The sequence below is a fragment of the Streptomyces sp. NPDC008125 genome (assembly GCF_042957125.1).
Classification (GTDB): domain Bacteria; phylum Actinomycetota; class Actinomycetes; order Streptomycetales; family Streptomycetaceae; genus Streptomyces.
Map to the genome: position 1 here is coordinate 17,276 of NZ_JBIBHR010000026.1, position 22,113 is coordinate 39,388.

A 22,113-nucleotide genomic window follows, 5' to 3' on the forward strand; every position below is an offset into this window, starting at 1 on the left:
GTGCGGTGGCCGGCACGTACGGCGCACCACGATGCGCACCGGTGCGGCGGCCGGGAGTGGAGATGTCGCCGGTGCGCGCGATGCAGCGCACCGGCGACATCGAGTGGATGCACCGGGTGCCGGGGTGTTCCACTCTCCGTCCGGGCCGCCGGAGCTCGCGGGTGAAGGCGAAGATCCGCCACCGCTGGCCGGGTGGTATCCGTCAGAGGTCCCGGCCCGGTCTGCTGCCCTGATCGGGCTGCGGGGTGTGGTGCTCCTGCCGGCGGGCGGGGTCGGCCGCGTCCTTGGCCGACGGCTTCGGCTGCGGCCCGTCCGCGATGATGCGGCTGCGGGCTTCGGTGGCCTTGGTGAGGGCGGCCAGCCGGGCGAGGTTCTTCGGTGTCTGCAACCACGTCTCAGGGGCGGTCGTACGGCCCTCCAGGTACTCCTCGGGCATCGCGGCCCGCTGATGAACGTGCACGGCGGCGGCCCGCTGCGCCGGGGTGAGGACGGCGTCCCGGTCCGGGTGGTCGACGGCGTGCGGCACCGCCTGGTCGTGGTGAGGGTCGCCGGCGGCCGCGGCGGCCGATGCCGCCGCAGCGGGCGCCTCGTCCCGCGCGGAGGAACGGATCCGGGCGTCGCGGATCGCGTTCTGCAAGGCGAGGCTGGCGACCCGGGCCCGCTCGTACCGGGACGACTCCCTCGGCGGCGTGCCGCCGGTGCCGGCGATCCACCACCGGTGCGGCCAGGCGAAGTCGGCGGTGTAGGTGAGCCGGTCCGGGGCCGGGGCCCGGCGGCCCTTCTGCTCCACGGTGAGCTGACGGGAGTGCCGGGACAGGGCCGCATCCGCGATGTAGTCGTCCAGGCCGCGCGGGAACGCATGGCCGCGCAGGGTCTCCAGCAGATGACGGCGCGCTTCGGCCAGGACGTGGCGGCGGGCGAAGGCGTTGCGGACGGTGAAGACGACCGCAGCCACGTCGACAGCGGCGAGCGCGGTGTCCACCACCGGCCTCACCCGGGCCCGGATCGCCTTCCCCGCTGCACGGCACCGCTCCAGCAGCCCGTCGACCATCGCCTCACCGAACCGCAGAATCGCGGAAGCGCGCCACCACGCGCGCAGCTGCTCCAGGGGCTTGGGGTTCTTCTTCTCCCGGCGGGTGTCCTGCGCCGCCTGCCACCCGAGTCCGTGGCGGGCGCGCTCGCCGGGCAGCCGGCCGTGCTTCTTGACGTACTCGTCGGTGATGCGCTCCAGCACCGGTCCCATCTGCTCGCGGCGGGTGGCCGACCAGTCGATGAGCTCCTCGTCGACGCCGGCTATCTCCATGACCGGGCGCAGGCCCGGCGTCACCTCCCGGGGCACCGTCGCCAGCCCGAGCTCCTCGCACACCTCGGTCGTCATCGCGAGGGTGTAGGCCGTCCCGGCCGCCACCACGTTCTGGTAGAGGCGGACCGTGTCCAGCGCGTACCAGGAACCGTCCGGGCGCTGCGCCCGGTTCAGGACCAGGCAGTGGTCATGCAGCAGTGGAAATCCGTCCCGGTTGTCCCAGTGTCGCCATGCCGCGACCACCAGGCCGGGCGCCTTCGCGCGCTGACGGCCCGAGGACCACCGGGTCTCTGCGACCTCGTCCTCGAGCCAGCGCAGTGCCGTGTCGATGGCCCGCTCGTGGGCCCGCTCGATGACTTGTCGGGTGTGGTCGTCTCCCAGCGCCCACAGCACGATCAGGGACGCCTGCGCCCGGAAGGTGAAGTCGAGGGCGAGCAAGGGCGTCGCCTTGCGTCGCTCGATCTCTTCGACTGGCTGCCCCAGGACGGTGGCCAGCCGGGCCGTCTCCGGGTCGGCGCCGTCGTCCAGGAGCTCGCGCTCGATCCGGTCGGCGTCCGGATGCCGGAGCTGCCCGAAGACCAACTTCATCTGCCGCTCGGACACCTCACCATCCTCGGTGAGCCCGAGTCCGGCCAGACCTCGCCCCCACCACCTCCCAGGCGGAAGCCCGGCCAGCTTCTGGGCGTCCTTCAGGGACTGGCCGACCGGTCGGCGGCCGTCCCCGAAGGCAACCCCGCGCACGTAGTAGCGCCACGCATTTCGTCTCTGGACCTTCGCAACACTCAGCATCCCGGCAGCGAACACGGCTCTGACCTGCGAAGAAAGCCCGGTCCCGTGAGGCGGGAGAGTTCACCGCAACTTCACGGCCGATCCCGCCCGGCGGGCATCCGCGGCGGCGTCCTGCCCGCCAGGCGAACACCGCCTGGACCCAGGCAAATGCTGCGCGACGGCGAGCCCCACGTGCCTCACACGCCCCGAAAACGCCAAGTAACCGACTCCAGCGGTATCCAGCGCACCTTCACGCACCGCTCCCCCGGACGACGACCAACGACGCACCGGCCAGCACTACGTCACCGACTCCCTTCACCCCAGACAGACGCCCACCGCCCCCGGCAACGGGGGCTTCGTGCTTCCTGGAGGACTCCGTCGTGCCCACCTACGAAACCCTGCCGCGCTTCGCCGTCGACCTTGACCGCCTTACTCCGGAACAGCGCCGGAAGTTCCGCCAAACCGTGGCGGCCTTCGTCGAAGACCTGCGCACCGGACGATTCCGCGCCGGCCTCCGCGTCAAGCGCGTCCAACACGCATCCGGCGTCTACGAGCTCACCTGGTCGATGGGCGCCGGCCCCGCAGGCCGCGCGACTTGGCAGTACGGTGCGGCGCTCCGTCCTGGCACACCGCACGTGATCTGGCGTCGCATCGGCACCCACCACATCCTCACCGGCCCCTGATTCGGCTGGCGCGGCGTGCGAATTCGCACGCGAGCGTTCGAGCCAATTCGAACAGGAGGCGCCGCGGTGAAGCGCCTCACTCCTGACCGGAGGCCACACGCCAGCGGCCCGCCACCGAGTGGATGACGGGCCGCCGTGATGCCATGGCGTCGAGCCTCAGCCCCTGGGGGCGTGTAGAGCCTTGTTCCGGATCGCGGTGGCCTTCTTGATGATGGCCTGCCGAACCTTCTCGTACTCAGCTGCGTCGTCGGGGTCGGCGGCGGCCTGGGCGAAGACGTCCTTGGTGACAGCCTTGTTCACCGCGTTGAGCGTCTTGAGTGCGTCCTTGAGAGCCACCAGGTGCTCAGGAACGATCTCAGCGTCCTCAATGTCGTCACCGTCGTGCCCGTCGACGTGCTGCGTTTCAGCGGAGCCCGCGTCGCCCTCCGGCGTGCGAATTCGCACGCCATCGTTCGAATCTTCCTCGAACACCGCAGGGTCGTCGTCGCTTCCGCCGTGGCCGAGAGCGCGGCGGGTGACTCGCTCGATCGTGGCGCGTGCCTGCTCGGGGAGCGCGGGCGGAAGTTCCTTCCGTACGGCTTCCAGGGTCTCGGCGGTTGCCTTGCCACCCAGCTCGTCGGTGACTTCGGAGACGACCTGGAAGAGCAGGACAGCGGCCTCGGTGCCGTGCTGCCGCTGCACCTTGCGGGTCTCTTCGATCTGGCTAGGGTGCGGCACGCGCCCGGTCTGGGTTGCCGTTTCCAGGGCCAGTGGCGCACCGGACCGCAAGCGCCGGACGTAGGAAGCCGAGCGCCCGGTGAGGTCGTTCACGTACGCCTCGTAGGTGGCGTGACTGCGACGCCACCACTTCCCCTTCGCTGCCCGCTCCAGGCCCTGGGCGATGACCCAGATCACGGCGTTGCCCGTGGCAACAGCGGTGCGGATGACGCTCTCGGTCTTGTCCTTCTGCTTCCGCTCGGTCTCCGTCAGCTCCGACGTGTCGTCCTCGCCGACCGCCTGGACCTCATCGAGTCCCGGAAGGGAGTCGGCCAGTTCCTTGAGCGCCGCCATCGGGTCCGCCGCAGCCGGCCGTCCCTCGAGGATCGCCTCCGTGCGGGCTGCAACCGCAGCACCCGGGCCGTCCGGGGCGCTGCCGCCGTTGGAGAACATGCTCGCGATCGAGGTCACCGGGAGACCCCCCTGAGGAGAACGCCAGCGCCTCGGTCGTAGTCGAGAGTCGTCGTCGCGTCCGGTGTGTGCGCGCGCAGAGCCTGCTTGCTCAGCTGCGCGTTGCCGATCTCGACACAGGTTCGGACGGGTACGACCAGCGCGTCCGGGAACGCCTTGGCCATCTCCGAGCCGATCGTCCGGGCCAGCTTGGAACGTGTGAAGTCCGTCAGGAAGACCGCCGCGACACGCAGCCCACGGTTCATCCGCGTGGTGATGGTGCCCAAGGTCTGGTGGAGTGCGGCGGCGCCTTCGATGTCGAGGCCGCTTGCCGCTTGGACGGGCACCAGCACGTCACGCGCGGCCACCAGGGCGGACACAGTGAGACTGCCGAGGCTGGGGCCGGAGTCGATGATCGTGACGTCGACGTCGTCCTCTTCCTCCCACAGGTGGAAGCGCAGGCATGTCTCGTAGCCGGTGGGGTGCTCGGTCTCGACTGTCGCGAGGTCGGGGAAGGACGGAACCAGGAAGAGGTTCTCGTAGATCGTCTGGTACGTCGCTTCCTTGAGCGTGCACCGGTCGAAGTAGACGTCGGTGAGGGAGCGGCGCTGGTCGGTGGGGAGATCCGCAGGGTAGAGAATGCGGAGCCACGAGGTCAGCGAGGCGACCTGTGGGTCAGCGTCGATCAGGCGTACCCGCAGCCCTCGGGCCGCGAAGGCCATGCCGAGCTCGAACGTCGTCAGCGTTTTGCCGACGCCACCCTTCTGGTTGGCGACTGCCATCACGCGTGGCAGGTCTACGGTCGGCCGGAAGGTGTCCGGGACGACGATGCCGGCCTTCCACTGGTGGTACCCCGACGCAATGTCCCATTCCGTGACGATGTCGAGGAACGCCAGGTCGTCGCGCAGCGGCGACACCTGTACGGTCTGTGCTTGTGTTTCTCGCATAGCCCGCAACCGTAGCGGGTGAAGCACTGGATCGCCCCGCCTAGTCCCCGGACTGGTCGGGGCGCTTCCATTTCACGACGGCAGACCGCTGACCAGGCAATTCGAACACTGTGCCGCACAGGGCGAGTTCGGTCGCACGCTCTTCAAAACGCAAAAAGGCCCGTGCTCCCCGCAGCGTGTTCGCCGGGGAAGTACGGGCCTCGGGTTCGGGGTGCTTCAGATCCGGTTACCCACCTGCATGGAGGGAGTCGGTCTGGTCGGACGCCAACGGTTCCAGCGGGCCGCCCAGTAGCCGACGCCGGGTACGACAGCGGCTACCAGCAGGGCATCCAGTTCTTTCAAGTGCTGTTCGGTGAACCACTCGGGTTGGTGGTCGGCGCCGTGGCAGACCGGGCAGAGGTGGTCGTGGCCGGCGTACTCGTACTGCGGCGGACAGCCGACGTCCCGGCAGGTCGGCTGAGTGGGGTCCTCGCCGATGCCGGAGCAGTAGGGGCAGGGGGTGTAGCGGTAGTCGATGGGTGCGCCGTCGTGGAGGTCGGAGTAGAGCTGGGCGAGGCCGGGGACGCCGAGTTCGCGCAGGAGGGCGTCGGCGGCGAGGACCTGGCGGTCGACGGTGGTGTGGTGGTGGGTGGCGAGCATCTGGGCGGCGGTGCACCAGGCGAGGGTGGAGCGGTCGATTGGGGCGACGTAGGTGCTGGCCCAGGGGTCGGTGGGGTCGAGGTCGGCGGCCGGTGCGGGCGGGGCGGTGAGCGGGATGTTGTGTGCGGTGAGCTGAACGGTGACCTCGGTGATGCGGCAGCCGAACTGGTCGAAGACGGTAGTCATCGGGCCTCGATTCCTCTGGCCCCCGGGACCGTGCATCCTCGGCGGCATGGCGGCATGGCGAAATGGCGGCGGGCGGGTGCGGGTGTGCGAGCGACGTCCGGCGCCCTCGTGGTGAGGAGGGCGCCGGACGTCTGTGTCAGGCGGCCGGGGTGGTGGCGGCGGTCTGGCTGAGGACGTAGCAGCGGAGGTCGATGTCGGCGGGGAGGGCGGGTGCCTCTTCGCTGAGGACGAGCGAGCCGACGGCGACGACGAACGTGCGGGTCACGGCGTCGCTGCCCTTCTTCGTCGTGGGGCCCTGGAACAGGAGGTAGCGGGCCGTCAGGTAGTTCTGGGCGGTCAGGCCGGGGTCGGCCAGCAGGCCGAGGGCGGCAGCGTGCAGCGTCGCGCTGTCGTGGGGATCCGGGGTCGCGGTGTAGATGGGGTTGCCGCCGGTCTCCATGCGGGTGGCGTCGACGCCCCGGGCGGCGACCCTGGCCTTCAGCTCGCGGGCGATGCCTCGGGCGGTCCGGCCGCGGATGATGCGGATGCCAGGCACGTGCTGTCCGTCCGGCAGGTTCACCCACGTCTTGAGAACGTCTCCTTCGACGTCCTCGGCCTCGAAGCGCTCCTGGGCGTGGCGGCCGTAGCGGAGCATGGCCTCGTAGGCCGGGGTGGCCAGGCCGCCGGCGTAGGTGCGGGAGCCGGGGTCCCACTTCGCGCCGTCGCGAAGCCGGCCGACGCGGCCGAGCCTGTCGTAGTTGGTGTGCCCGGGGCGGATCGGCGTGCGGAATCGCTCCGCGTCGAAGGCGACGCCCTGGCCGAGGCGGCCGGTCGCCTCAGCGGCCAGGGTGTAGCGCCAGGTCACCAGGTCGGTGTGGATGGTGCGGAGCGCGGTGACCCTGTCGGCGCGGTTCGTGGCGGCGGTCCAGAGGTCCGCGAGCCGGTCTCGGGCGGTGGTGGCGGCCTCGGCCTGGCGGTCGGCGAAGGCACGGATCTGCGCCTGCCGGGCGGGGTCGGCGGTGCGCAGGGCGAGCGGGCTGGTGGGGAAGTGGTCGCCGGTGATCAGCGGCTGGGGCATGTGGTCCTCCCGGTCGGGTGCGTGGGTGTGGATCGCTGGTGAAGGGACTCAGAGCGGAGGAGCGCCGCGCCTGGCCGGGGAAGGTCGGGCGCGGCGCTCCGGTGTGTTGTGGTGGTGTGTCAGGAGGTGGGGCGGGTGGCCGCCCGGAGGATGGAGGCGTGGTCAAACGCGAGGGGCGGGAGCGCGGTGAGGGGCCACCAGCGGGCGGTGGCGGCGTCGTCTCCGGCGGTGATCTCGGTGTCGGCGTGGACGACGGCGAGGTAGGCCGTGGTGCTGTACCGGCCGCGGGGGTCGCGGCCGGGCTGGTCCCAGGTGCCGAGTTCGAGCAGCTCGTCGGGAGCGACGTGGACGCCGGTCTCCTCGGCGAGCTCCCGGACGGCAGCGGCCCGGTTCGACTCGCCCGCGTCCCGATGGCCGCCGGGGAGGGCCCATGCGCCCTGGAAGGGCTGCCAGCGGCGTTCGATCAGCAGGACGCGGCCGTCAGCGGTCAGGGTGACCACGTCGGCGGTGTAGCGGATGGTCTCGCTGTTCTCGGTCATGTTCGCCTTTCGGGCGGTGGTTCGTCGGTTGAGAAGGGATGGTCGGCGGGCTGGTCTGGTCGGCTCAGGCATGGTCGTCGTCGCGTCGGCCCTTGGGCTGGGCGTCGGAGGCGTACCGACCGGTGCGGCGAGCCTCTTCGGGGTTGGCGGTGAGCCAGGTCTCCGCGCACGTTTTGTGGGTGGGCTCTCCGGAGTGGGAGCGCAGGGAGGTGGGGTGTCCGCACAGGGTGCAGAGGCGGTCGGGGCGGTGGTCGTAGTGGCGGCTGTCGCGCCAGTCGAGGAGGCCACCGGGGGCCGGGACGTAGCCCGGCTCCCACAGCAGCTTCCTGGTGCGGCGGGTGCTCACGGCCGCAGGCCGGGCAGCTGCTCCAGGACCACGGCGAGCAGGTCCGGGTGCGGCCGCCAGGGGCCGAGCTGTCCGCGTGCGGGGATCGGCTGGGCGAGCGCCTGGACGTCGTCGAGCACCAGGTGCCACACGTCGCCGGGGTGCGCCCACGGGGTGCAGGGCGGGGCGCCGTGGGGGTCCTGGTGGCAGTCGGTGATCCGGGCGACGCCGACCACGGCGCCGGTCACCAGCTCGCGGTCGCGGACCGTACGGGCGATCCGCGGCAGACGCAGCGCGGGCCGGTCGATCTGCTGGGCGGCGTGCAGGAGCACCCAGCCGGTGCGCCACCGGCGGGGCCGGTTCTCGATGGTCTTTTCGCCGGTCAGGATGGCGGTCGTCCACGGCTGTCGGATGGTGATGCCGCGGATCCAGTCACCGGCCGGTGCGGGCGGGGTGGTCATGCGGCACGTCCCGGAACGGCGGTGCCCGGCCGGCCCTTCCGGCGTCCGTTGACGGACGGCACGGCGGCGTGGTCGGCGGTCGCTACGACGACAACGCCGGTGTGCTTGCCCTGGTACATCGCCGCGTCGGCGGCGCGCATCAGGGTCGGCAGGTCGCGGTGGCCGACGGCGTGCGGGGTGGCGGCGCCGAGCGACACGGCCAGCGGCAGCGTGCCGTCTGCGTACGGGACGGGACGGTGCATCAGCTGAGCAAGGTGCTCGAGGCGCAGCGCCTGGTGCCGGGGCTCGATGCGGGCGGCGGCGGCGAACTCGTCGCCCCCGAGGCGCCCGGCGGTCCCCCGGGGGCCGGCCCATTCGGTGAGGCGGCGGCCGATCGCGGCGAGTGCGGTGTCGCCGGCGGCGTGCCCGTGGACGTCGTTGAGCTGTTTGAAGTGGTCGGCGTCGGCGAGGACCAGGACCGTCTCGTCGGGGTGGCGGTCGAGGAGGCGCTGGGCGCGGGTGGTGAAGGTCTCGCGGCGCCAGCATCCGGTGAGCGGGTCGCGGTGGGCCTGGGTGAGGCGGTGGTGCAGAACCACGCAACCGGCGAGCGGGACGGCCAGTGCGGTGATGTGCAGAGTTCTCGGTAAGACGGCGGCGGGCATACTGGTGGCTTCCTTCTCATCCTTGTCATGGGCGGGAAAGCCCGGGTCCGCCGTTGCGTCGGCGACCCGGGCGTCTTCGTGTTCAGGCGGTGCGATGGGTGACCCTCAACGCCGTGGTAGCGGGCTCGGCGGCCCGTTACCACGGCGTTGAGGGTTGGTCAGCAGCCGCCGTCGCGCTTGGCCGCGTCGGCCATCGTCTGGGTAAGGCGGTGCTGCGCCTCGATCTGCTCCTCTGCCGCCTTCCTCAGTTCTTCCAGGCGCTGGGCCTCTTCGTCGGTCATGGGATCTCCCTCCGGGTGAGCCGGCTGTTCCGGCTCCCCGCCCGCCCCCGGTCCCGGGCCGGAGCGCCGGGGGCGGGGGCGGACAGGGAAACGTCCAGATGCTCAGCGGGAGCGGTGGGCGCGGTCGGTGGCAGCGCCGAGGATGGCCGCCCGGTCGGGGTGCTCGTCGACGACGGCCCGCAGGGCGCGCCACCAGGTGCGGGCGTAGCGGTCGCGCCGTCGGATGTCGCGGAGTTGTTGGCGGGCGCGGCGGTGGTGGGCGGTGAGGGTGTCGCAGAGGCATTCGGCGTCGGGGTCCTGGATGCGGGCCATGGAGGACGGGGCGAGGCAGAGGGTGCCGTCGTCGGTGAACCAGAAGCACGACGTGGGCACGGTGTCGGGCGTGGTGGGGAGGGGGTTGGTGCGGGTGCCGCGCAGGGCGGCGGTGCGACGGGCGGACCGGGGCGTCGTGGCGGAGGGCCGGTCCGTGAGGTTGGTGGGCCGGTTCACTCGCGGACCGCAGCCGCGAACTGCTCCTCCAGGTCGGCGCGTCCGTCGGGGTCGTCGTCCTGGTCGTCGTGGTCGTGCGGGCCGTGGATGGTGCAGACGATGGTCTCGTCGTCGTCCAGGTCGCCGTTGAGCGCCTGGTACAGGCAGGTGACGCTGTAGGCGGGCGCCCACGCGGAGCTGGTGCACTCGTCGTCGTGGGGGCACGGCACCCTCACGTCGAATCCGATGTCGCCCTCGCCGTCCACGTCGGTGCGCAGGGCGAGGGTGAGGTACTGCTGGCCGAGGCGGATCTCGGCGACGCGGTCGCCGCTGGCGATGTCGGAGCCGGGCTTCCACTGCCACAGCGGCAGGATCTCCTCGCCGAACACCCGCCGGACGAGCAGCAGGTCGCCCAGGCCGTCGCCGTCGTCCAGGCCGAGGTCGGCCTGCCGTGTCCCGCTCAGGCGCTCCAGGTACGGCAGCAGCTGGTGGAGCATGTCGGAGAAGACGATCTCGTTGAAGCCCTCGGAGAGCAGTGTCGGGTGGGAGCGGACCATCGCCGTGTGCTGATGGCGGACCGTGTCGTCCGGCACCGTCCGGTTGGCGGGGCGCGGTCGCTGGCGGTCCGTGCACACGGTGGCCGGGGTGGCGACCATGACCGCGATGGCGGGCATCCCGTGTCGTTTCGCGGCGGCGACCAGCGGCTCCCGGGCGGCCCGGGTCACGTTGGTGGCGTCAACGACGGTGAGCAGACGTCGTCGCATCCGCGCTTCGAGGAGCAGGTGCAGGGCGGCGACGGCGTCGCCGCTCGCGTCCTGGTCGCCGGCATCGTCGCTGACGGCCTCCCTCAGCGCGTCCAGGGACAGGACCTGCGAGGCGGGCCACGTGCGCGCCAGGGTCGTCTTCCCGGCGCCGGAGGCCCCGATGAGGACGACGAGGCTGTGCTCGGGCACCTGCGGGTAGGTCGGTGCGGTCATACGGTTCTCTCCTTGCGGATGAGGCGGGGCCGCCTGGTGGCAGGGCCCGCAGGGGGCGTCCCGGCGTTCGGCCGGGACGCCCCGGAAGGTCAGTCGCTGGTGGGCTGGTCGGTGGAGCGGTAGCGCTTGGTCTGCCGCAGGATCTGGTTGCGCTGGATGTCCAGGGCGTCGGCGATGTCCTGCTGGGCTCCGTGGTAGCTGCGCTGCAGTGCGTCGATCGCCTGCCAGAACTCGGTCTCGGCGCGCTCGTGTGCGTCGTCGCGGCGCTGCTGGGCCTGGGTGACCAGGTCCCGCAGCTGGGTGCGGTCCTGTTCGTCGGGGCGGGGGGTCATGCTGGGCTCCAGTCGGGTTCGAGGGACGATGTCTCTGCCCCCCGCTCCGTCTGGAGCGGGCTGGGAGGCCCGGGACGGCCGGTGAAGGTTGGCGCCAGAGGCGGCCGTCCCGGGGCGGATCTACCAGACGCGGCCGTTGTGGGTGGACGTCTTCAGGTCGAGGTGGCCGGCGCCGCGCACCCGGATGTTGCCGTTGTGGGTGCGGGCGGCGAGGCGGCCGGAGGCGGCGGGGGTGGCGCTGAGCGTCACGTCGCCGTTGTGGGTCCGGGCGGAGCCGCGGCGGCCGTTGTAGGCGCCGATGGTGATGGAGCCGTTGTGCGTGGACGCCTCCAGCGCTTCGTCGACGCGGTCGACCATGATGCTGCCGTTGTGGGTGTCGGCATCCAGGACCTTCACACCCCCGGCCTCCAGCGAGCCGCTGCGGGCCTCGAAGCGGATGGTCTCCAGGTCGCCGCGTACGGTCGTTTCGGCGTTCTTCGTCATCACCGTGAGCGAGGACGCGGCGGGCAGGATGACGTCGACGGTGACCGTGCCGGTCCCGGCGCCGACCGTGGTGCCCTGCTCGGCGACGACCCGGCCGCCCGCGACGACGCGCTGCCCGCCGACCCATACGTCGCCGTCGGTGATGACCACGCCGGTCATGGAGCCGGTGTTGATGACGCCCCCGTGGAACCGGAAGGTGGAGCCGCCGAACTGCATGACGCTGCCCGTGCCGGCCTGGTCGTCGGGGACGGAGACGGAGAGCGCGTTGCCGCTCGCGGTGAACCGCGTGCCGTTCACCGCGTCGGCGACGGGGCCCTCGGTGGCGGTGGTGTGCACCCGGACCCGGCCGTAGCGGGTCTGGGAGTCGACGGCGACGCGGACCGTGCCGTGCGAGACCGACAGGTCCAGTACGACGGCGCCGTCGGTGCTCATGACGTGGGTCTTCTCGTGGCTCAAGGCCGCTCCTCGGTCGGAGAGTGTGCGGGGACCTGGTGGCCCCCGCACATCCATAATGCATCTTCGGAGGATGCATTTCTAGAGATTGGCATCTTTCGAGGATGCTTTTTGTTTCCGTGGGTCAGGCGCCGACAGCGACGCTGTCCAGGCGGACCCCGCGCAGCGCGTCCAGCACGTAAGGGTCGAGCCGGGCCTCGTGCTGGGTGGCGGTGGCCAGGTCGGCGGCGCGGGCGCAGGCGTAGTAGAAGGCGTCCCGGCTGATGTCGGCGCCGTCAAGGGCGTGTTCGGCGGTGTCTCCGGCCAGGTTTTCGGCCCACTGCTGGGCGGCGGACTCGCGGCGGGCGCGGGAGATCGCGGTGGCCGTGGACCGTGCCCTCTCGCCGCTGCAGATGTCCCGGGTGCCGCTCCGGTGCCAGGTCCGGCGCCGCTCACGCATGCCGTCGGGGTCGGCGTCCCAGTCGGCGGCCCACTCGGTGGCCCGCTGCGGGATCTGCTGCTGGATGACGTCCAGGACCTCACGCCCGCGGACGCCGAGGGCGGGCCAGGGGTCGGTCTCCTCCACGACGCGGATCCGGTGGGCGAGCAGCCGGTAGGGGTAGTGGTGCTGACTCCAGTTGCCGGTCTCGCCCAGGGGCTCCACGACCCACAGGCGGACCGGCCAGGTGACGGGCCAGATGCTGGTGTCCTCCAGGACCTCACCGACGCGCTTGACCATGCGGAAGTACGAGAAGCCGCTCTCGTCGAACCACTTCAGCGCGCAGGGCTTCGGGTGGTCGATGACCTGGCCCACGCGGTCGGCGAGGCTGACCGGTGTGCCGGCCTGGCGGCTGAGCTCGATGATGCCGTCGGCCGGGGTGGCCATGTACCAAGTGACAGGCGTGCGTGCCATGCGGTCCTCCATCAAGGGGCGGTAGCGGCCCGAGCCGCTCACGACGGGGTGCTGAGTGCTGATCGGGTGTGCCGGTCGCCCGCGCCGGTACGGACGGTGCGCGGGCGGGGGCGTTCAGAACGGGGGTTCGTCCGGCCAGGGATCGCGGTGCGGGAGGAGCCGGACGCGCAGCTCGGGCCGGTCGGCCCAGCAGCCGCACGCCTCCATCTCCGGGAAGGGGCCGCCGGTCCACCGGCCTCCCTCGCCGTGGCAGCGCGGGCAGCGGGGCCGGGGGCGGGCGGTGACACGGAGGCGGTGACGGTCGGCGGACACCCGCCAGTGGCCGGCCTTGAGTACGGCGGCCGCCGTCACCGCGGTGAGCGGGACGGCGGCGGCGAGCAGCAGAGCGGTTCGTGCGCTCACGTGTCCGCGCTCCAGGACCGCCTCGTCGGGGTGGCGGGGGTGTTGTCGCAGTCGTTGCCGCCCGCGTCGCTCTGGTGGGGCATGAGGCCGCCGGAGGTGCTCAGCGCGTCGAGGATGAGCAGGAGGTCGTGTTCGTCGGCGAGTTCGCAGCCGGTGTAGCCGCGCCCGCAGGCGCACGGGATGAGCAGGGTGAGCACATGCTGCTCGGGGTCGGTGCTGGTGTGGTGCAGCCAGATGCCGTTGCCCAGGAACGCGACGGCGCTCGGCGCGATGTCCTGCTGCACAAGCGCGTGGCGGCCGGTCCAGTCACAGGCCTCCAACGCGCTGCCCAGGGTGTTCGGGTAGTAGCCGTAGACGTGGCTGTCGGCCACCGTGACGGCCGCGGCCCGTTCCTGCGCGCGCTGGGCAGCGGGGCCGAGCCGGGCGGCGATGTCCAGCAGGAGCGCGTACGGCGTTCGTGGCGCGGCGACGAGGGTCTCGGTCATCGACTTCCTTTCCGGGAGGGTGATCAGGCGGCGAGCCGGTGGGCCACCGGAGCGGTGGTGAGGACGTAGGTGCCGGGGGTGGGCTCGTATCCCTGGGCGCACGGGTCGCAGGAGCCCAGGGTGCGTAAGGGGAGGCAGTAGTAGTACCGGCGCGAGCAGCGGGAGCAGGTGCTCCTGGCGGCCATCGCGCGGTCCAGTGCCAGCTCCTGAGCCAGCGTCGGGACGCGCTTCGGCTTCGCGAGGTCGACGCGGAGCAGGAAGCCCCTGGTGGGGTGGCGGCAGGACCAGTTCGGGCGGGTCGCGCACAGTCGGCACCGCAGGATCGCGACCGGGCCCGTGTTGTCGCCGGGGCTCAGTCCCATCTCCCGCAGAGCACGCCGGGTGACGAGGCCCTCGGGTACGGCGCCACGATCGAACTCGGGGAGAAGGGCGTCGCTGCGCGGTACCCGCGCCACCTTGCGAGGGTGCTTGCGGCGGGGGCGGGGCATCACCGGTTCCAGGTGCCGGGCAGCGGGTGGGGGCGGTAGGGGTGGCGGGGGCCGGGGCGCTGCGGGCGGGGCCGGCCGGTCCGGCGGCGTGGGCGGGGCGAGAGCACGGAGGACCTCCAGAGAGCGCGTTGTGATGCGGGCCTTGCACGCGGCCCGGTGCTGGGCTGGGTGGGGCTCCGGGGCGGCCGGGCCTGTGTGCCGGCGGCCGCCCCGGGCGTTCAGTGACCCGCCGTGCGGGCGGTGAGGGTGGCGCGGGCGGCGTCGGCGAGGAGCACGGTCAGCTGGTGGCCGGTGTCGACCGCGTCCTCCAGGTGCTCGAGGAGCTCGACGTTCAGGCCCTGCTGGCGGGCGCCGATCAGCAGGCCCTCCAGGTAGTGGACGTCGGCCAGGACGTCGCGGCGGGCCTCCAGGAGGCCGGGCTGCACGTGCAGCTCGTCGACGTTCCAGGCGGCGGCCTGCGCCGCGTGGTCGGCGGCCTCGCGGTTGGCGGCCGCGGCCTGCTCGGCGAGCAGTACGTCGAGCTGCTCGGGGTCGGTGCGGGCGTAGGACCAGCTGGGAGAGGTGAGGGCGGCCAGGGCTTGCTTGAGGGTGCGTCGGACGGGCACGGGACCTCCGTGAAGGGGGCAGCGGCGCGCCCCGGCGACGGGCGTCGACGGGGCGCGGGGGCGTGGTGCGGGTGGTGTTTGCGGGTTGCAGGGAGTGGCTCCCGGTCAGCTGGCCGGGGTGTACGGCCGTACGAAGAAACGGAGGGAGTCTTCGTGGCTGGTCCTGACGAGCAGCAGGTCGGGGTGTTCGTCGGCCAGCTTCCGCAGCGCGGCCTCGATCCAGGGATTGGTCCGCTGGATCGTGAGCCGGGCCCGGTCCAGCGCGTCGATCCTGAACTCCTGTTCCGTGACCCTGTTCTGGTGCTCACGCACCCGCGTGTGCAGCAGTTTGTGGACGGTGTCGTCGTCGGGTCGGGCAGGGAGGTCGCGGGGCAGGGCCCGGCAGGTGCCCGCGTGAGCGTTGGCGGCCTCGGCGGCGTCGGAGAGCTCCATCCAGTCGCTCGCCGCGCTGGGGGCCTTGGTGTAGTGGCAGCCCAGGCAGGCGACGCCGTACCTGTACCGCTTGGACGCGGTGTAGACGAGTACGACCGCGTGGGCCTGGTTGTAGTACCGCTGAACGACGGTGACGCCCTCGGGCTTCCACGTCTCGCCGATCTGCGGCCACACCGTCGGTGCGGGGTCTTCCGCCGGAGGGGTGGGGGCGGCGGGCCTGCGGGTGAAGAGGTCGCTGAGTGCCACGGTCTGGGCTCCTTCAATGTTCGAACCGGTGAGGGCGTGCGGCAGTGCTGCGCCCCGTCGGCGCGGGAAGCGGCGGCGGGGCGCGGGGGTGGGGTGGTGGGGCGCGGGGGTGGGGTGGTGGCCGGGCGGCCTGTCCGGCCCTCGCCCGGCCCCGGGTGGGGTGGGCGAGGGCCAGGCGGAGCGACCGGGTCAGTTGAGGGAGGGGGGCTGCTGGGGGTCGAAGGGCTTGAGGACGGGCGGTGCGGGGGTCTGGTGGGGGACGTGGATGGTGGCGTGGATCTGGGGTGCGGGCGGGGCGGGCGGGGCCTGGACGTGGACGTGGATGAGGGCGGTCGGGGAGAGGCTGATGCCGCGTAGCGCGAACAGGCTCAGTACGGCCCAGCCCAGCGCCGCGATGGCGGCGGCGATTTCCCGGCCCGGGGCCGGGGTGGCGGTGAAGACCGCGGCGACGGTGAAGGCGCCCCACAGGAGCCAGAGGATCCGGCCGCCGCTGGAGCGGCAGAAGCCGAGGACCAGGGCGAGCGTTCCGACGGCTTGCCAGAGGGCGTAGGCGGTGGTGGGGGTGACGGGCAGGTGGGCGGTATGGGTGTTCAGGTAGTTGCGTACGGGCTGGTCGACCGTGGCGAGGAGTCCGGTGGGGTCGGAGACCTTCTGGGTCGGCCAGGGCAGGGCGTGGGCGGCCTGGAGGCCGAGGTGGCCGGTCCAGCCGAACAGGAGGGCGGCCGTGGCGAGGCCGCCGATGACCGCGGCCGCTTTGAGCCACAGGGCGGTGTGCGACCAGCCGAGCGTGAACGCGCTGTTGATGTCGTCGGCGCGGTCCCGGAGCCAGCCGAGGACCTGAAGGCCGCAGTAGGCGAGGGTGGACGTCTTCATGGGCGAGTGCCTTCCGGGGTGGTGGGGCGGGTGCGGGACGGGCGGGGGTAGTTGCTGGTGAGGTTGTCGAGCCGGGTGCGGATCTGGTCGGCGTTGCTGTGGATCCACTCGGGCACCAGGTGCTGCTGGTCGCTGGAGGTGTAGTGGCCGGTGGTCTGGGCGGGGTCGGCGGCGAGGGCTTTGTCGAGGTGGGCCATCGCGGCGACGAGTTCGGTGATGGCGGGTGCCTCGATGCGGATGACGCGGGCGGCGTGCTCGCAGTACCGGATCTCCGCGGGGCTGCTGGAGGGCAAGAGGGTGGCTCCTTGGTGGCAGGCGGTGGTGGGGCCGGGCGGCCTGCCCGGTCTCCGCCCCGGCCCCCCGTGGTGCGGGGGCGAGGGGGGCGGGGGCCGGGCAGGGCGACGGGACCGGAGAGGCCGGTGCGCCTGGGTTACTGCTTGTTGCGGTTGCGGTCGCCGAACTGGATGTTGACGTCGCCGCTGCGGCCGAGGAGTCGGGTACCGCCGGTGTCGATCTGCGGGGCGAACACCATCGGCTGCTGCTGATCGGCGGCCGGGGTGGCGGTGTCCGTGCGGCGGGTTGGGGCGAGGAGGAACCGGCCGGTGAGGGAGAGGCCGAAGAGGATGACCGCGAGGGTCAGGGCGACCTTCCAGAGCATGTCCAGCAGGTCCACGAGTCCTCCGAGGGCGGGGGCGGCGATCCGCAGCGCGGTGGCGCTGCCCAGGGCCATGACGGTGAGGCTTCCGGCGATGAGGGAGACGGCCTTGGCCCAGCCCGGTGTCGCCTCGGTGGGGGCGGCCGGGGCGGGCACGGGGTCGAGGTGGTGGTCGACGGGGCGGCCCCAGGCGATACGGCCGTCGGGCAGCTGGACCTGGACGGCGCCGGGCACCGGCACCTGGTAGAGCGTCAGGGCCGGTGCCGGTGCGGCGGCCGGTGCGGCGGGCTGCCAGATCGCGGTGGGAATGGCGGGCGTGCGGGTGTGGCGGGCGGCCGCCTGGCCGACCGGGTACTGCTCGGTGTTCACGGAGGGCTCCAGGGTGGGTTGGGGGATCACGGCGAAGGCCGGCCCCGTGTGCGGGGGCCGGCCTTCGCCGTGGTGCGGGCCGGGCGGGTGGGTCAGGCGGCGGCCATGTAGTCGGCGGCGTGGTCCTCGTGGACCCACGCACCGTGGCCCACGTTGACGACCGGGATGGTCGGGTCGTCCTTCATCCGCTTGAGCGCGGTACGGACCTGCGGGCCGGGCATCCCCAAGCTCTTGGCGATGATCGCCGGGGAGACCGGCTTGCCGTGCTGCTGGAGAAACGCCACGACCTTCCGGCCGGTCGCCGAGAGGCCCGGCTTGGCCGGTTCGACGGCGGCGGGCACCGGCTCCGGCACCTGCTCGGCCGCCTGGGCGGGCACCGTGGCCTTCCGGGTGCTCACCGGCGGTGCGGCGGGCGTGGCCGGGGTGTCGTCGAACCGGTCGGGGTCGTAGGTGTAGCGCTCCCCGGCGTTGCGCAGGCGGAGCATCAGGGCGTGTTCCTCGAGGATGTGGCGGACGAGGGGCAGGGCGTCGATCGAGGCCTGCTCGATGCCGGTGGTGAACCCTTCGTGGGCCAGGCCGTAGGGGTCCTCCACGTACGGGGCGCGCCACATCGCGGTGCGGTTGTCGGGTCCGGCGAGGTAGCCGAGGCCGCCGGTGGACGTGCCGTCGGAGAACTCCTTGGGGATGGCGCCGGGGTCGACGCCGTCCAGGGCGCTGCCGGCGGCCCGCTTCCCGGTTGCCGAGGAACCGGAGCGCAGGACGGCGTTGTTGCCGCCCTGGAGGATGTCGCGGATCAGGGTCTCCCCGCCGAGTTCGGAGGCGTTGGGGGACTGGTTGGCGAGGCGGAACTTGATGCCGACCTTCCGCGCTTCCTTGGCGAGATCCCCGACGATCTTGACGGCTTCCTCGCCGTACTCGGGGTCGTTGAGGAGGTCGTGCGCCTCGTCCAGGGTGAGCGAGAGCAGCGGGTCGGGGTCCCCGGGGACGAAGAACGCCCGCCCGACGCGGGTGCGGCCCTTCTCGTCGGTCCACTTCATCCGGTTGTAGCGCTCGGACCGCTCGTGCATGATCGCGTGGACCGCGCGCAGCACGACGATCCCGAAGTCGTTGCCCGGGGCGAACACGGCCACGCCGTCGGGCCAGTCCGGCAGGGACAGGCCCTTTTGCGGGTCGATGACGATCGAGCACACCAGCGGGGAGCGGCGCTCGATGCCCAGCAGGGCGTCCAGGAGGCGGGACTTGCCGGAGCCGGAGGTGCCGGTGACGAAGGAGTGCACCGCCCCGGAGCCCGGCAGGAAGAACCGGTAGGAGGCGATCGCCCCGTCGTAGAAGATCCCGATCGGGGCGAGTCCCGTCTCCGGGTCCAGGACGTGCTGCTCGCCGAAGAGGTTGCCGTTCTTGAGCGGGTTCTCGGTGAACACGGTGATCTTGCCCTTGCGGGGGGCGAGCCGCTCCAGCGCGACCAGGTCCGGGTCGTCGATCCCGAGCGCGGACAGCACGTCGTCCATGGACTGGATCTTGAAGCCCTTGCCCCGGGGCATGTGGATCTCCGCCGACCAGCCGCCCTTGGCGGTGGCGAGCGGGGAGACCAACTGGCTCTTGGGGTACGGGCCGTCGGAGACGGCGGCGTACTGCATCCAGTCCAGCATCTGCTGGGCCAGCTCCGGCGCCCCCTTCGCTGCGGGGCGCCTGCCCCACCGCTGCCAGGCCCAGGTGCCGTATCCCACGGACCACAGCAGGGAGAACCCCCACCAGGGGTTGTCTCCCCACTCGGGGCCGCCGACAGCGGCCATCGTGGTCAGCAGGCCGGCCCCGGTCACCGGCATCGACAGACCGACGTACCGGTCGAAGTCGCCGGGCAGGGTACGGGCGGGGCGCCAGATGCCGTTCCACTTCACCAGGCCGGGCATCCAGCCCCAGGTTCCGGCGGCCACCGCCCCGGCCGCGCCGAGCGTCAGCGCGGTCCGCCACCCGTCACCGGTGGCGGACAGCAGCTCCCCGGCCGGCCCCATGCTCGCGGCCGTCGCCGCGAGGGTGAGCTTGCCGCGGTTGTCCAGCGCCCACCGCTTCAGCGTGCGCGAGGACGTCTTCCCGGCGGCGGCCTGGGCGGTGGCCGGGTTGGTCTGGGCGGCGACGAACGCCGCGAGGTCGGTGTACTGCGGGGTGGGGTTCTTCGGGGCGCGCACGGCGGAGATCCCTTCGGGTCAGGGGTGCTGGAGGACAGGGCGGGCACAGGCCCGGTGCTCCCCACCGCCCCCGGAGCACCCCGCTGGTGCGGGGTGCTCCGGGGGCGTCTGGGCAGCAACGGGCCGGGCCCCGGAGGTTCGCGGGGCCCGGCCATGGGTGGAGCAGCCGACATGGGGCGGCCGGGGGTGCGGCAGCGTCCTATTCGGCGTTGTAGAAGGTGTTCTTCGCCATCGGGACGTTGGAGTCGTCGACGGCGTCCTGGATACGGCCGTGGTTGCGGTGCGCGGTGCGTGCCGCGCTGGCGGCCTGGGTGACGGAGGTGTCGGTGGCGTTCTTGTACGCGTCGGCGGCGCTCTTCTGGCCGGTGATCAGGTCACCGAGCATGAGCATGTTCCCGACGGTGTAGGTGTCCAGAGCGAGGGCCTTGAGCTCCTCGCCGATGCCGGCCATGCGCTCGGCCATCTCACCGGACCAGCCAGCCAGGGCGTCGACGTCCTCCTGGCGGGACTCGACCTCCGCCCGGATCGTGTTCAGCGCGGCCAGCAGGGCCCGGTGGTTGACGACGTCGTCGATCTTGGAGATCACGCGATGCCTTCCTTTCAGCGTTCGTAGTAGCCGGCCTGGGCGGCCGACTCGATGGGCGAGGACTGGACGGCTTCGGCGATCCCGCCGTGCGCCTTGTAGGCGGCCTGGGCGGCGGCGGAGGCGAAGTCGCCGGAGTCCTTGGCCCGGCCGCCGTACTGGGCGGCGGCCTGGGACTGGGTGCGGATCGACTCGCGCAGCAGGTCGACCTCACCGCGGGTCTTGTCATCGACCTCCATGTCCGCCATCTCCGCCTCGATCTGGTCCAGGCGGTTGGACAGGGTCAGGTCGTCGGCGGCGATGGCGAGGGCCTCCTCGGCGCGCATCTCGCACATCGCCCTGACGAGGGTGAGGGCATTCATCAGGCCGTCCAGGGTGCGGATCTCGGGGATGATCGCGTGCGGTGCGGACATGGAATCTCCGTTCTGTGCGGTATCGGGCACCACCGTCAGGTGGCGGGGCCCGGCAGGCGGTACAGGCCCCGGGACCGGGTCAGGACCCGGCCCCGGGACGGGGGTGGTGGACGGGGGAGGCGGGGCCGGAACGGTGGTAGCGCCGCTGCCCGGCCCGCCCATGACGTCCGGCTTGCGCGGCTCGGGCACCGTCCCGGCCGGGGGCACCGGGGCGCGGGCGGGAACCGGGCTGACCGGTCCGGCGGGGGGTTCGGCGACGGCGGCCGGCGGGGCGGGCACCGCCGGGGAGGGCGGGAACGGCGGAGGGGGCCCCGCCGCCGCCACGGCCTCCTCCGCCCTGCGCTTCTCCTCGGCCGCGGTCTTCTCCGCTTCGGCCGCTTCCGCCTCGGCCTGGGCGGCTTCCTTCTCGGCCTTGCGCTTGGCGGCACGCTCGGCCATCTTCTGCCGGCGCTCCTCACGGATCTGGGGCCACCGCTCGCGGTAGCCCTCACCGATGGCCTTCCACATCACCGTGCTGGTCTCGGCGAGGACCGCGAGCGGCACCGCCGCCTTCCCGCCGATCGTCGCGCTACGGGGGGCGGCGGCGCTGAACGTGCCGCCCGGCTCGGCCGGGCCGGGCTTGACGGTGCCCTTGCCGCCCTTGGTACTACCGGCGGCGACGGTCTTCACCGTCTCCTCGGCGGCCTTGGAGTCCAGACGCCGGTCACCGGTACCGGTGATGGACTCGACACCGCGCGCTCCGGCGTAAGCGATGGCGATGAGGACCAGGAGCTCGATCACGAGACGACTCCTCCTTCTTCTTAGGCGATGCCGAAGGCACCGGCGACGAGGGTGCCGATCTTCGTGATGACCCAGGCCAGAACTCCCTGGACGCCCTCACCGACCGGCCCGGGAATCGTGGACACCAGCACCGGCAGGACCGCTCCCAGGACGAGCGTGCGGTGCTCGACCTTCCGGGTCACCAGGTCGTTGGCGAACATGAAGGTCACGCCCAGCGCCGGGAAACCGGTGATGATCAGCCCCGTCCACTCGCCGACCGACGACGTCGCCCAGCCGTTGAGCGCGTTGACGTTCTCGTTCCACCACGCCCCGGCCGGGGTCGCGACCATCGCCGCCGACGCCGTCGCGATCAGCAGCGCCTGGGCGCGGTCGGTGTGGAGCTTGTTGGTGACCTTGGCCAGTCCGGGGAGCTTCTCCGCGTAGTAGAGGAGCGCGGCCGAACCGGCGCAGGCACCTCCGGCGGCAGCGGTCACAGCGGTTTCGATCATGGTCTTTTTCGTCCTTCCGGGACAGGATCAAGGGTTTGACAGGGCGTCACAGAGCGTCGTATCCTCGCGCGCGCCCGCACGCGCTCGTGCGCGCAGGTACGCGTGGGCGTACGGGTGGAGGCTTTTTCGGCGGTCACAGGGCTTGTCACAGCTCCGGTCACAGCGGCTGTCACAGCCGGGCCGGTTACTGTGCGTGCCGCTCGCGGATCTGGTCCAGCGTGCTGACCACGTCCTCGAAGGCCCGCTCACGGGCGCCCGCGGGGAGAGCGTCGAGCGCCTTGCGGAGCCGGTCGAACGCGACTGCGGCGACCATGTCCGGGCCCTGCGCGCGGGCCTCTTCCAGGCGCCGGCCCCAGTGCTCGGCGCGGCGGGCCAGCTTCTCGGCGCGCTTGCGGCGCAGCGGTTTCGACCGTTCCGGCGGATTGTTCCACGGCGCGGCCGGGTGATCGTTCACGTGTTTTCACCTCCTCTCGGCGGCCTGGGCTCTGCTCTACTTGGAGGGCTGTCGACCGCTTCCGGCAGTCGCA

The 22,113-nt window shown here is 72.3% G+C and carries 29 protein-coding genes; 1 reads left to right on the forward strand and 28 read right to left on the reverse strand.

The genetic code is table 11. The features are described 5' to 3' along the window. Positions 1-202: 202 nt before the first annotated feature. The gene (mobF, locus tag ACFZAX_RS31720; RefSeq protein ID WP_390965829.1) at positions 203-2,092 is read right to left on the reverse strand and encodes a MobF family relaxase; all 1,890 of its coding nucleotides are present in this window, start codon (positions 2,090-2,092) and stop codon (positions 203-205) included. A 359-nt stretch (positions 2,093-2,451) separates the two neighbouring features. Here mobF and ACFZAX_RS31725 point away from each other — a divergent pair, with 359 nt between their 5' ends. Then, positions 2,452-2,754: a hypothetical protein gene (locus ACFZAX_RS31725; protein WP_390965831.1), complete on the forward strand. Its 303-nt coding sequence runs from the start codon at positions 2,452-2,454 to the stop codon at positions 2,752-2,754. 156 nt (positions 2,755-2,910) lie between these two features. On the opposite strand, the gene ACFZAX_RS31730 is transcribed toward ACFZAX_RS31725, so the two are convergent. The 27 genes from ACFZAX_RS31730 to ACFZAX_RS31860 form a co-directional block, all read right to left on the reverse strand. Then, positions 2,911-3,921, reverse strand: coding sequence for a hypothetical protein (locus tag ACFZAX_RS31730; protein WP_390965833.1), 1,011 nt, complete (start codon positions 3,919-3,921; stop codon positions 2,911-2,913). Continuing rightward, the gene (locus ACFZAX_RS31735) at positions 3,918-4,847 is read right to left on the reverse strand and encodes an AAA family ATPase (protein ID WP_390965834.1); all 930 of its coding nucleotides are present in this window, start codon (positions 4,845-4,847) and stop codon (positions 3,918-3,920) included. The genes ACFZAX_RS31730 and ACFZAX_RS31735 overlap by 4 nt, the downstream gene beginning before the upstream one ends. A gap of 216 nt (positions 4,848-5,063) precedes the next feature. Next, positions 5,064-5,672: a hypothetical protein gene (locus tag ACFZAX_RS31740; protein WP_390965836.1), complete on the reverse strand. Its 609-nt coding sequence runs from the start codon at positions 5,670-5,672 to the stop codon at positions 5,064-5,066. A gap of 136 nt (positions 5,673-5,808) precedes the next feature. After that, positions 5,809-6,729 (reverse strand): hypothetical protein, encoded by a 921-nt coding sequence (locus tag ACFZAX_RS31745; protein WP_390965838.1) that lies wholly within the window; start codon positions 6,727-6,729, stop codon positions 5,809-5,811. A gap of 119 nt (positions 6,730-6,848) precedes the next feature. Beyond that, the gene (locus ACFZAX_RS31750) at positions 6,849-7,268 is read right to left on the reverse strand and encodes an NUDIX domain-containing protein (RefSeq protein WP_390965839.1); all 420 of its coding nucleotides are present in this window, start codon (positions 7,266-7,268) and stop codon (positions 6,849-6,851) included. Positions 7,269-7,332: 64 nt separating this feature from the next. Further along, on the reverse strand, positions 7,333-7,614 hold the full coding sequence (locus tag ACFZAX_RS31755; RefSeq protein ID WP_390965841.1) for a hypothetical protein: 282 nt from the start codon (positions 7,612-7,614) through the stop codon (positions 7,333-7,335). Continuing rightward, the gene (locus ACFZAX_RS31760; protein WP_390965842.1) at positions 7,611-8,054 is read right to left on the reverse strand and encodes a hypothetical protein; all 444 of its coding nucleotides are present in this window, start codon (positions 8,052-8,054) and stop codon (positions 7,611-7,613) included. The genes ACFZAX_RS31755 and ACFZAX_RS31760 overlap by 4 nt, the downstream gene beginning before the upstream one ends. Next, positions 8,051-8,695 carry a diguanylate cyclase domain-containing protein gene (locus ACFZAX_RS31765; protein ID WP_390965844.1) on the reverse strand — a complete coding sequence of 215 codons (645 nt, stop codon included), beginning with the start codon at positions 8,693-8,695 and terminating at the stop codon, positions 8,051-8,053. Before ACFZAX_RS31765 ends, ACFZAX_RS31760 begins: the two co-directional genes overlap by 4 nt. A 158-nt stretch (positions 8,696-8,853) precedes the next feature. Next, positions 8,854-8,976 carry a hypothetical protein gene (locus ACFZAX_RS31770; protein WP_390965846.1) on the reverse strand — a complete coding sequence of 41 codons (123 nt, stop codon included), beginning with the start codon at positions 8,974-8,976 and terminating at the stop codon, positions 8,854-8,856. A gap of 102 nt (positions 8,977-9,078) precedes the next feature. Continuing rightward, positions 9,079-9,465, reverse strand: a complete 387-nt coding sequence (locus ACFZAX_RS31775; RefSeq protein WP_390965848.1) for a hypothetical protein — start codon at positions 9,463-9,465, stop codon at positions 9,079-9,081. Then, positions 9,462-10,421 carry an AAA family ATPase gene (locus tag ACFZAX_RS31780; protein WP_390965850.1) on the reverse strand — a complete coding sequence of 320 codons (960 nt, stop codon included), beginning with the start codon at positions 10,419-10,421 and terminating at the stop codon, positions 9,462-9,464. The genes ACFZAX_RS31775 and ACFZAX_RS31780 overlap by 4 nt, the downstream gene beginning before the upstream one ends. Before the next feature lie 89 nt (positions 10,422-10,510). Beyond that, entirely contained in the window at positions 10,511-10,753 is a 243-nt protein-coding gene (locus ACFZAX_RS31785) for a hypothetical protein (RefSeq protein WP_390965852.1), read from the reverse strand. 120 nt (positions 10,754-10,873) lie between these two features. Continuing rightward, the gene (locus ACFZAX_RS31790; RefSeq protein WP_390965854.1) at positions 10,874-11,692 is read right to left on the reverse strand and encodes a hypothetical protein; all 819 of its coding nucleotides are present in this window, start codon (positions 11,690-11,692) and stop codon (positions 10,874-10,876) included. A gap of 121 nt (positions 11,693-11,813) precedes the next feature. After that, positions 11,814-12,581 carry a hypothetical protein gene (locus tag ACFZAX_RS31795; protein WP_390965856.1) on the reverse strand — a complete coding sequence of 256 codons (768 nt, stop codon included), beginning with the start codon at positions 12,579-12,581 and terminating at the stop codon, positions 11,814-11,816. Positions 12,582-12,695: 114 nt separating this feature from the next. Then, the gene (locus ACFZAX_RS31800) at positions 12,696-12,983 is read right to left on the reverse strand and encodes a hypothetical protein (protein ID WP_390965858.1); all 288 of its coding nucleotides are present in this window, start codon (positions 12,981-12,983) and stop codon (positions 12,696-12,698) included. Next, positions 12,980-13,468, reverse strand: a complete 489-nt coding sequence (locus tag ACFZAX_RS31805; protein WP_390965859.1) for a hypothetical protein — start codon at positions 13,466-13,468, stop codon at positions 12,980-12,982. The genes ACFZAX_RS31800 and ACFZAX_RS31805 overlap by 4 nt, the downstream gene beginning before the upstream one ends. A gap of 23 nt (positions 13,469-13,491) precedes the next feature. Next, complete coding sequence (locus tag ACFZAX_RS31810; protein WP_390965861.1) at positions 13,492-13,923, reverse strand: RRQRL motif-containing zinc-binding protein; 432 nt, start codon at positions 13,921-13,923, stop codon at positions 13,492-13,494. A gap of 251 nt (positions 13,924-14,174) precedes the next feature. Further along, positions 14,175-14,561: a hypothetical protein gene (locus ACFZAX_RS31815; RefSeq protein ID WP_390965863.1), complete on the reverse strand. Its 387-nt coding sequence runs from the start codon at positions 14,559-14,561 to the stop codon at positions 14,175-14,177. A gap of 105 nt (positions 14,562-14,666) precedes the next feature. Beyond that, positions 14,667-15,239, reverse strand: a complete 573-nt coding sequence (locus ACFZAX_RS31820; RefSeq protein ID WP_390965865.1) for a hypothetical protein — start codon at positions 15,237-15,239, stop codon at positions 14,667-14,669. 189 nt (positions 15,240-15,428) lie between these two features. Further along, a complete protein-coding gene (locus tag ACFZAX_RS31825) occupies positions 15,429-16,112 on the reverse strand; it encodes a hypothetical protein (RefSeq protein ID WP_390965867.1) in 684 nt (227 codons plus the stop codon). Continuing rightward, positions 16,109-16,405: a hypothetical protein gene (locus tag ACFZAX_RS31830; protein ID WP_390965870.1), complete on the reverse strand. Its 297-nt coding sequence runs from the start codon at positions 16,403-16,405 to the stop codon at positions 16,109-16,111. The genes ACFZAX_RS31825 and ACFZAX_RS31830 overlap by 4 nt, the downstream gene beginning before the upstream one ends. A gap of 137 nt (positions 16,406-16,542) precedes the next feature. Then, positions 16,543-17,136: a hypothetical protein gene (locus ACFZAX_RS31835; protein WP_390965872.1), complete on the reverse strand. Its 594-nt coding sequence runs from the start codon at positions 17,134-17,136 to the stop codon at positions 16,543-16,545. 92 nt (positions 17,137-17,228) lie between these two features. Further along, the gene (locus ACFZAX_RS31840; protein ID WP_390965874.1) at positions 17,229-19,322 is read right to left on the reverse strand and encodes a hypothetical protein; all 2,094 of its coding nucleotides are present in this window, start codon (positions 19,320-19,322) and stop codon (positions 17,229-17,231) included. A 199-nt stretch (positions 19,323-19,521) separates the two neighbouring features. After that, positions 19,522-19,908 carry a hypothetical protein gene (locus tag ACFZAX_RS31845; protein ID WP_390965876.1) on the reverse strand — a complete coding sequence of 129 codons (387 nt, stop codon included), beginning with the start codon at positions 19,906-19,908 and terminating at the stop codon, positions 19,522-19,524. Positions 19,909-19,922: 14 nt separating this feature from the next. Then, the gene (locus tag ACFZAX_RS31850; protein WP_390965878.1) at positions 19,923-21,098 is read right to left on the reverse strand and encodes a hypothetical protein; all 1,176 of its coding nucleotides are present in this window, start codon (positions 21,096-21,098) and stop codon (positions 19,923-19,925) included. 20 nt (positions 21,099-21,118) lie between these two features. Beyond that, positions 21,119-21,586, reverse strand: coding sequence for a hypothetical protein (locus ACFZAX_RS31855; protein WP_390965879.1), 468 nt, complete (start codon positions 21,584-21,586; stop codon positions 21,119-21,121). Between the two features lie 184 nt (positions 21,587-21,770). Continuing rightward, positions 21,771-22,040 (reverse strand): hypothetical protein, encoded by a 270-nt coding sequence (locus tag ACFZAX_RS31860; RefSeq protein WP_275496330.1) that lies wholly within the window; start codon positions 22,038-22,040, stop codon positions 21,771-21,773. Positions 22,041-22,113: the final 73 nt, after the last annotated feature.

Bases quoted from the DNA above. Each gene is read 5' to 3' on its own strand.
- mobF (WP_390965829.1), bottom strand. From the start codon at position 2,092: ATGCTGAGTGTTGCGAAGGTCCAGAGACGAAATGCGTGGCGCTACTAC.
- ACFZAX_RS31735 (WP_390965834.1), bottom strand. From the start codon at position 4,847: ATGCGAGAAACACAAGCACAGACCGTACAGGTGTCGCCGCTGCGCGAC.
- ACFZAX_RS31740 (WP_390965836.1), bottom strand. From the start codon at position 5,672: ATGACTACCGTCTTCGACCAGTTCGGCTGCCGCATCACCGAGGTCACC.
- ACFZAX_RS31745 (WP_390965838.1), bottom strand. From the start codon at position 6,729: ATGCCCCAGCCGCTGATCACCGGCGACCACTTCCCCACCAGCCCGCTC.
- ACFZAX_RS31750 (WP_390965839.1), bottom strand. From the start codon at position 7,268: ATGACCGAGAACAGCGAGACCATCCGCTACACCGCCGACGTGGTCACC.
- ACFZAX_RS31760 (WP_390965842.1), bottom strand. From the start codon at position 8,054: ATGACCACCCCGCCCGCACCGGCCGGTGACTGGATCCGCGGCATCACC.
- ACFZAX_RS31765 (WP_390965844.1), bottom strand. From the start codon at position 8,695: ATGCCCGCCGCCGTCTTACCGAGAACTCTGCACATCACCGCACTGGCC.
- ACFZAX_RS31770 (WP_390965846.1), bottom strand. From the start codon at position 8,976: ATGACCGACGAAGAGGCCCAGCGCCTGGAAGAACTGAGGAAGGCGGCA.
- ACFZAX_RS31780 (WP_390965850.1), bottom strand. From the start codon at position 10,421: ATGACCGCACCGACCTACCCGCAGGTGCCCGAGCACAGCCTCGTCGTC.
- ACFZAX_RS31785 (WP_390965852.1), bottom strand. From the start codon at position 10,753: ATGACCCCCCGCCCCGACGAACAGGACCGCACCCAGCTGCGGGACCTG.
- ACFZAX_RS31795 (WP_390965856.1), bottom strand. From the start codon at position 12,581: ATGGCACGCACGCCTGTCACTTGGTACATGGCCACCCCGGCCGACGGC.
- ACFZAX_RS31805 (WP_390965859.1), bottom strand. From the start codon at position 13,468: ATGACCGAGACCCTCGTCGCCGCGCCACGAACGCCGTACGCGCTCCTG.
- ACFZAX_RS31825 (WP_390965867.1), bottom strand. From the start codon at position 16,112: ATGAAGACGTCCACCCTCGCCTACTGCGGCCTTCAGGTCCTCGGCTGG.
- ACFZAX_RS31855 (WP_390965879.1), bottom strand. From the start codon at position 21,586: ATGATCGAAACCGCTGTGACCGCTGCCGCCGGAGGTGCCTGCGCCGGT.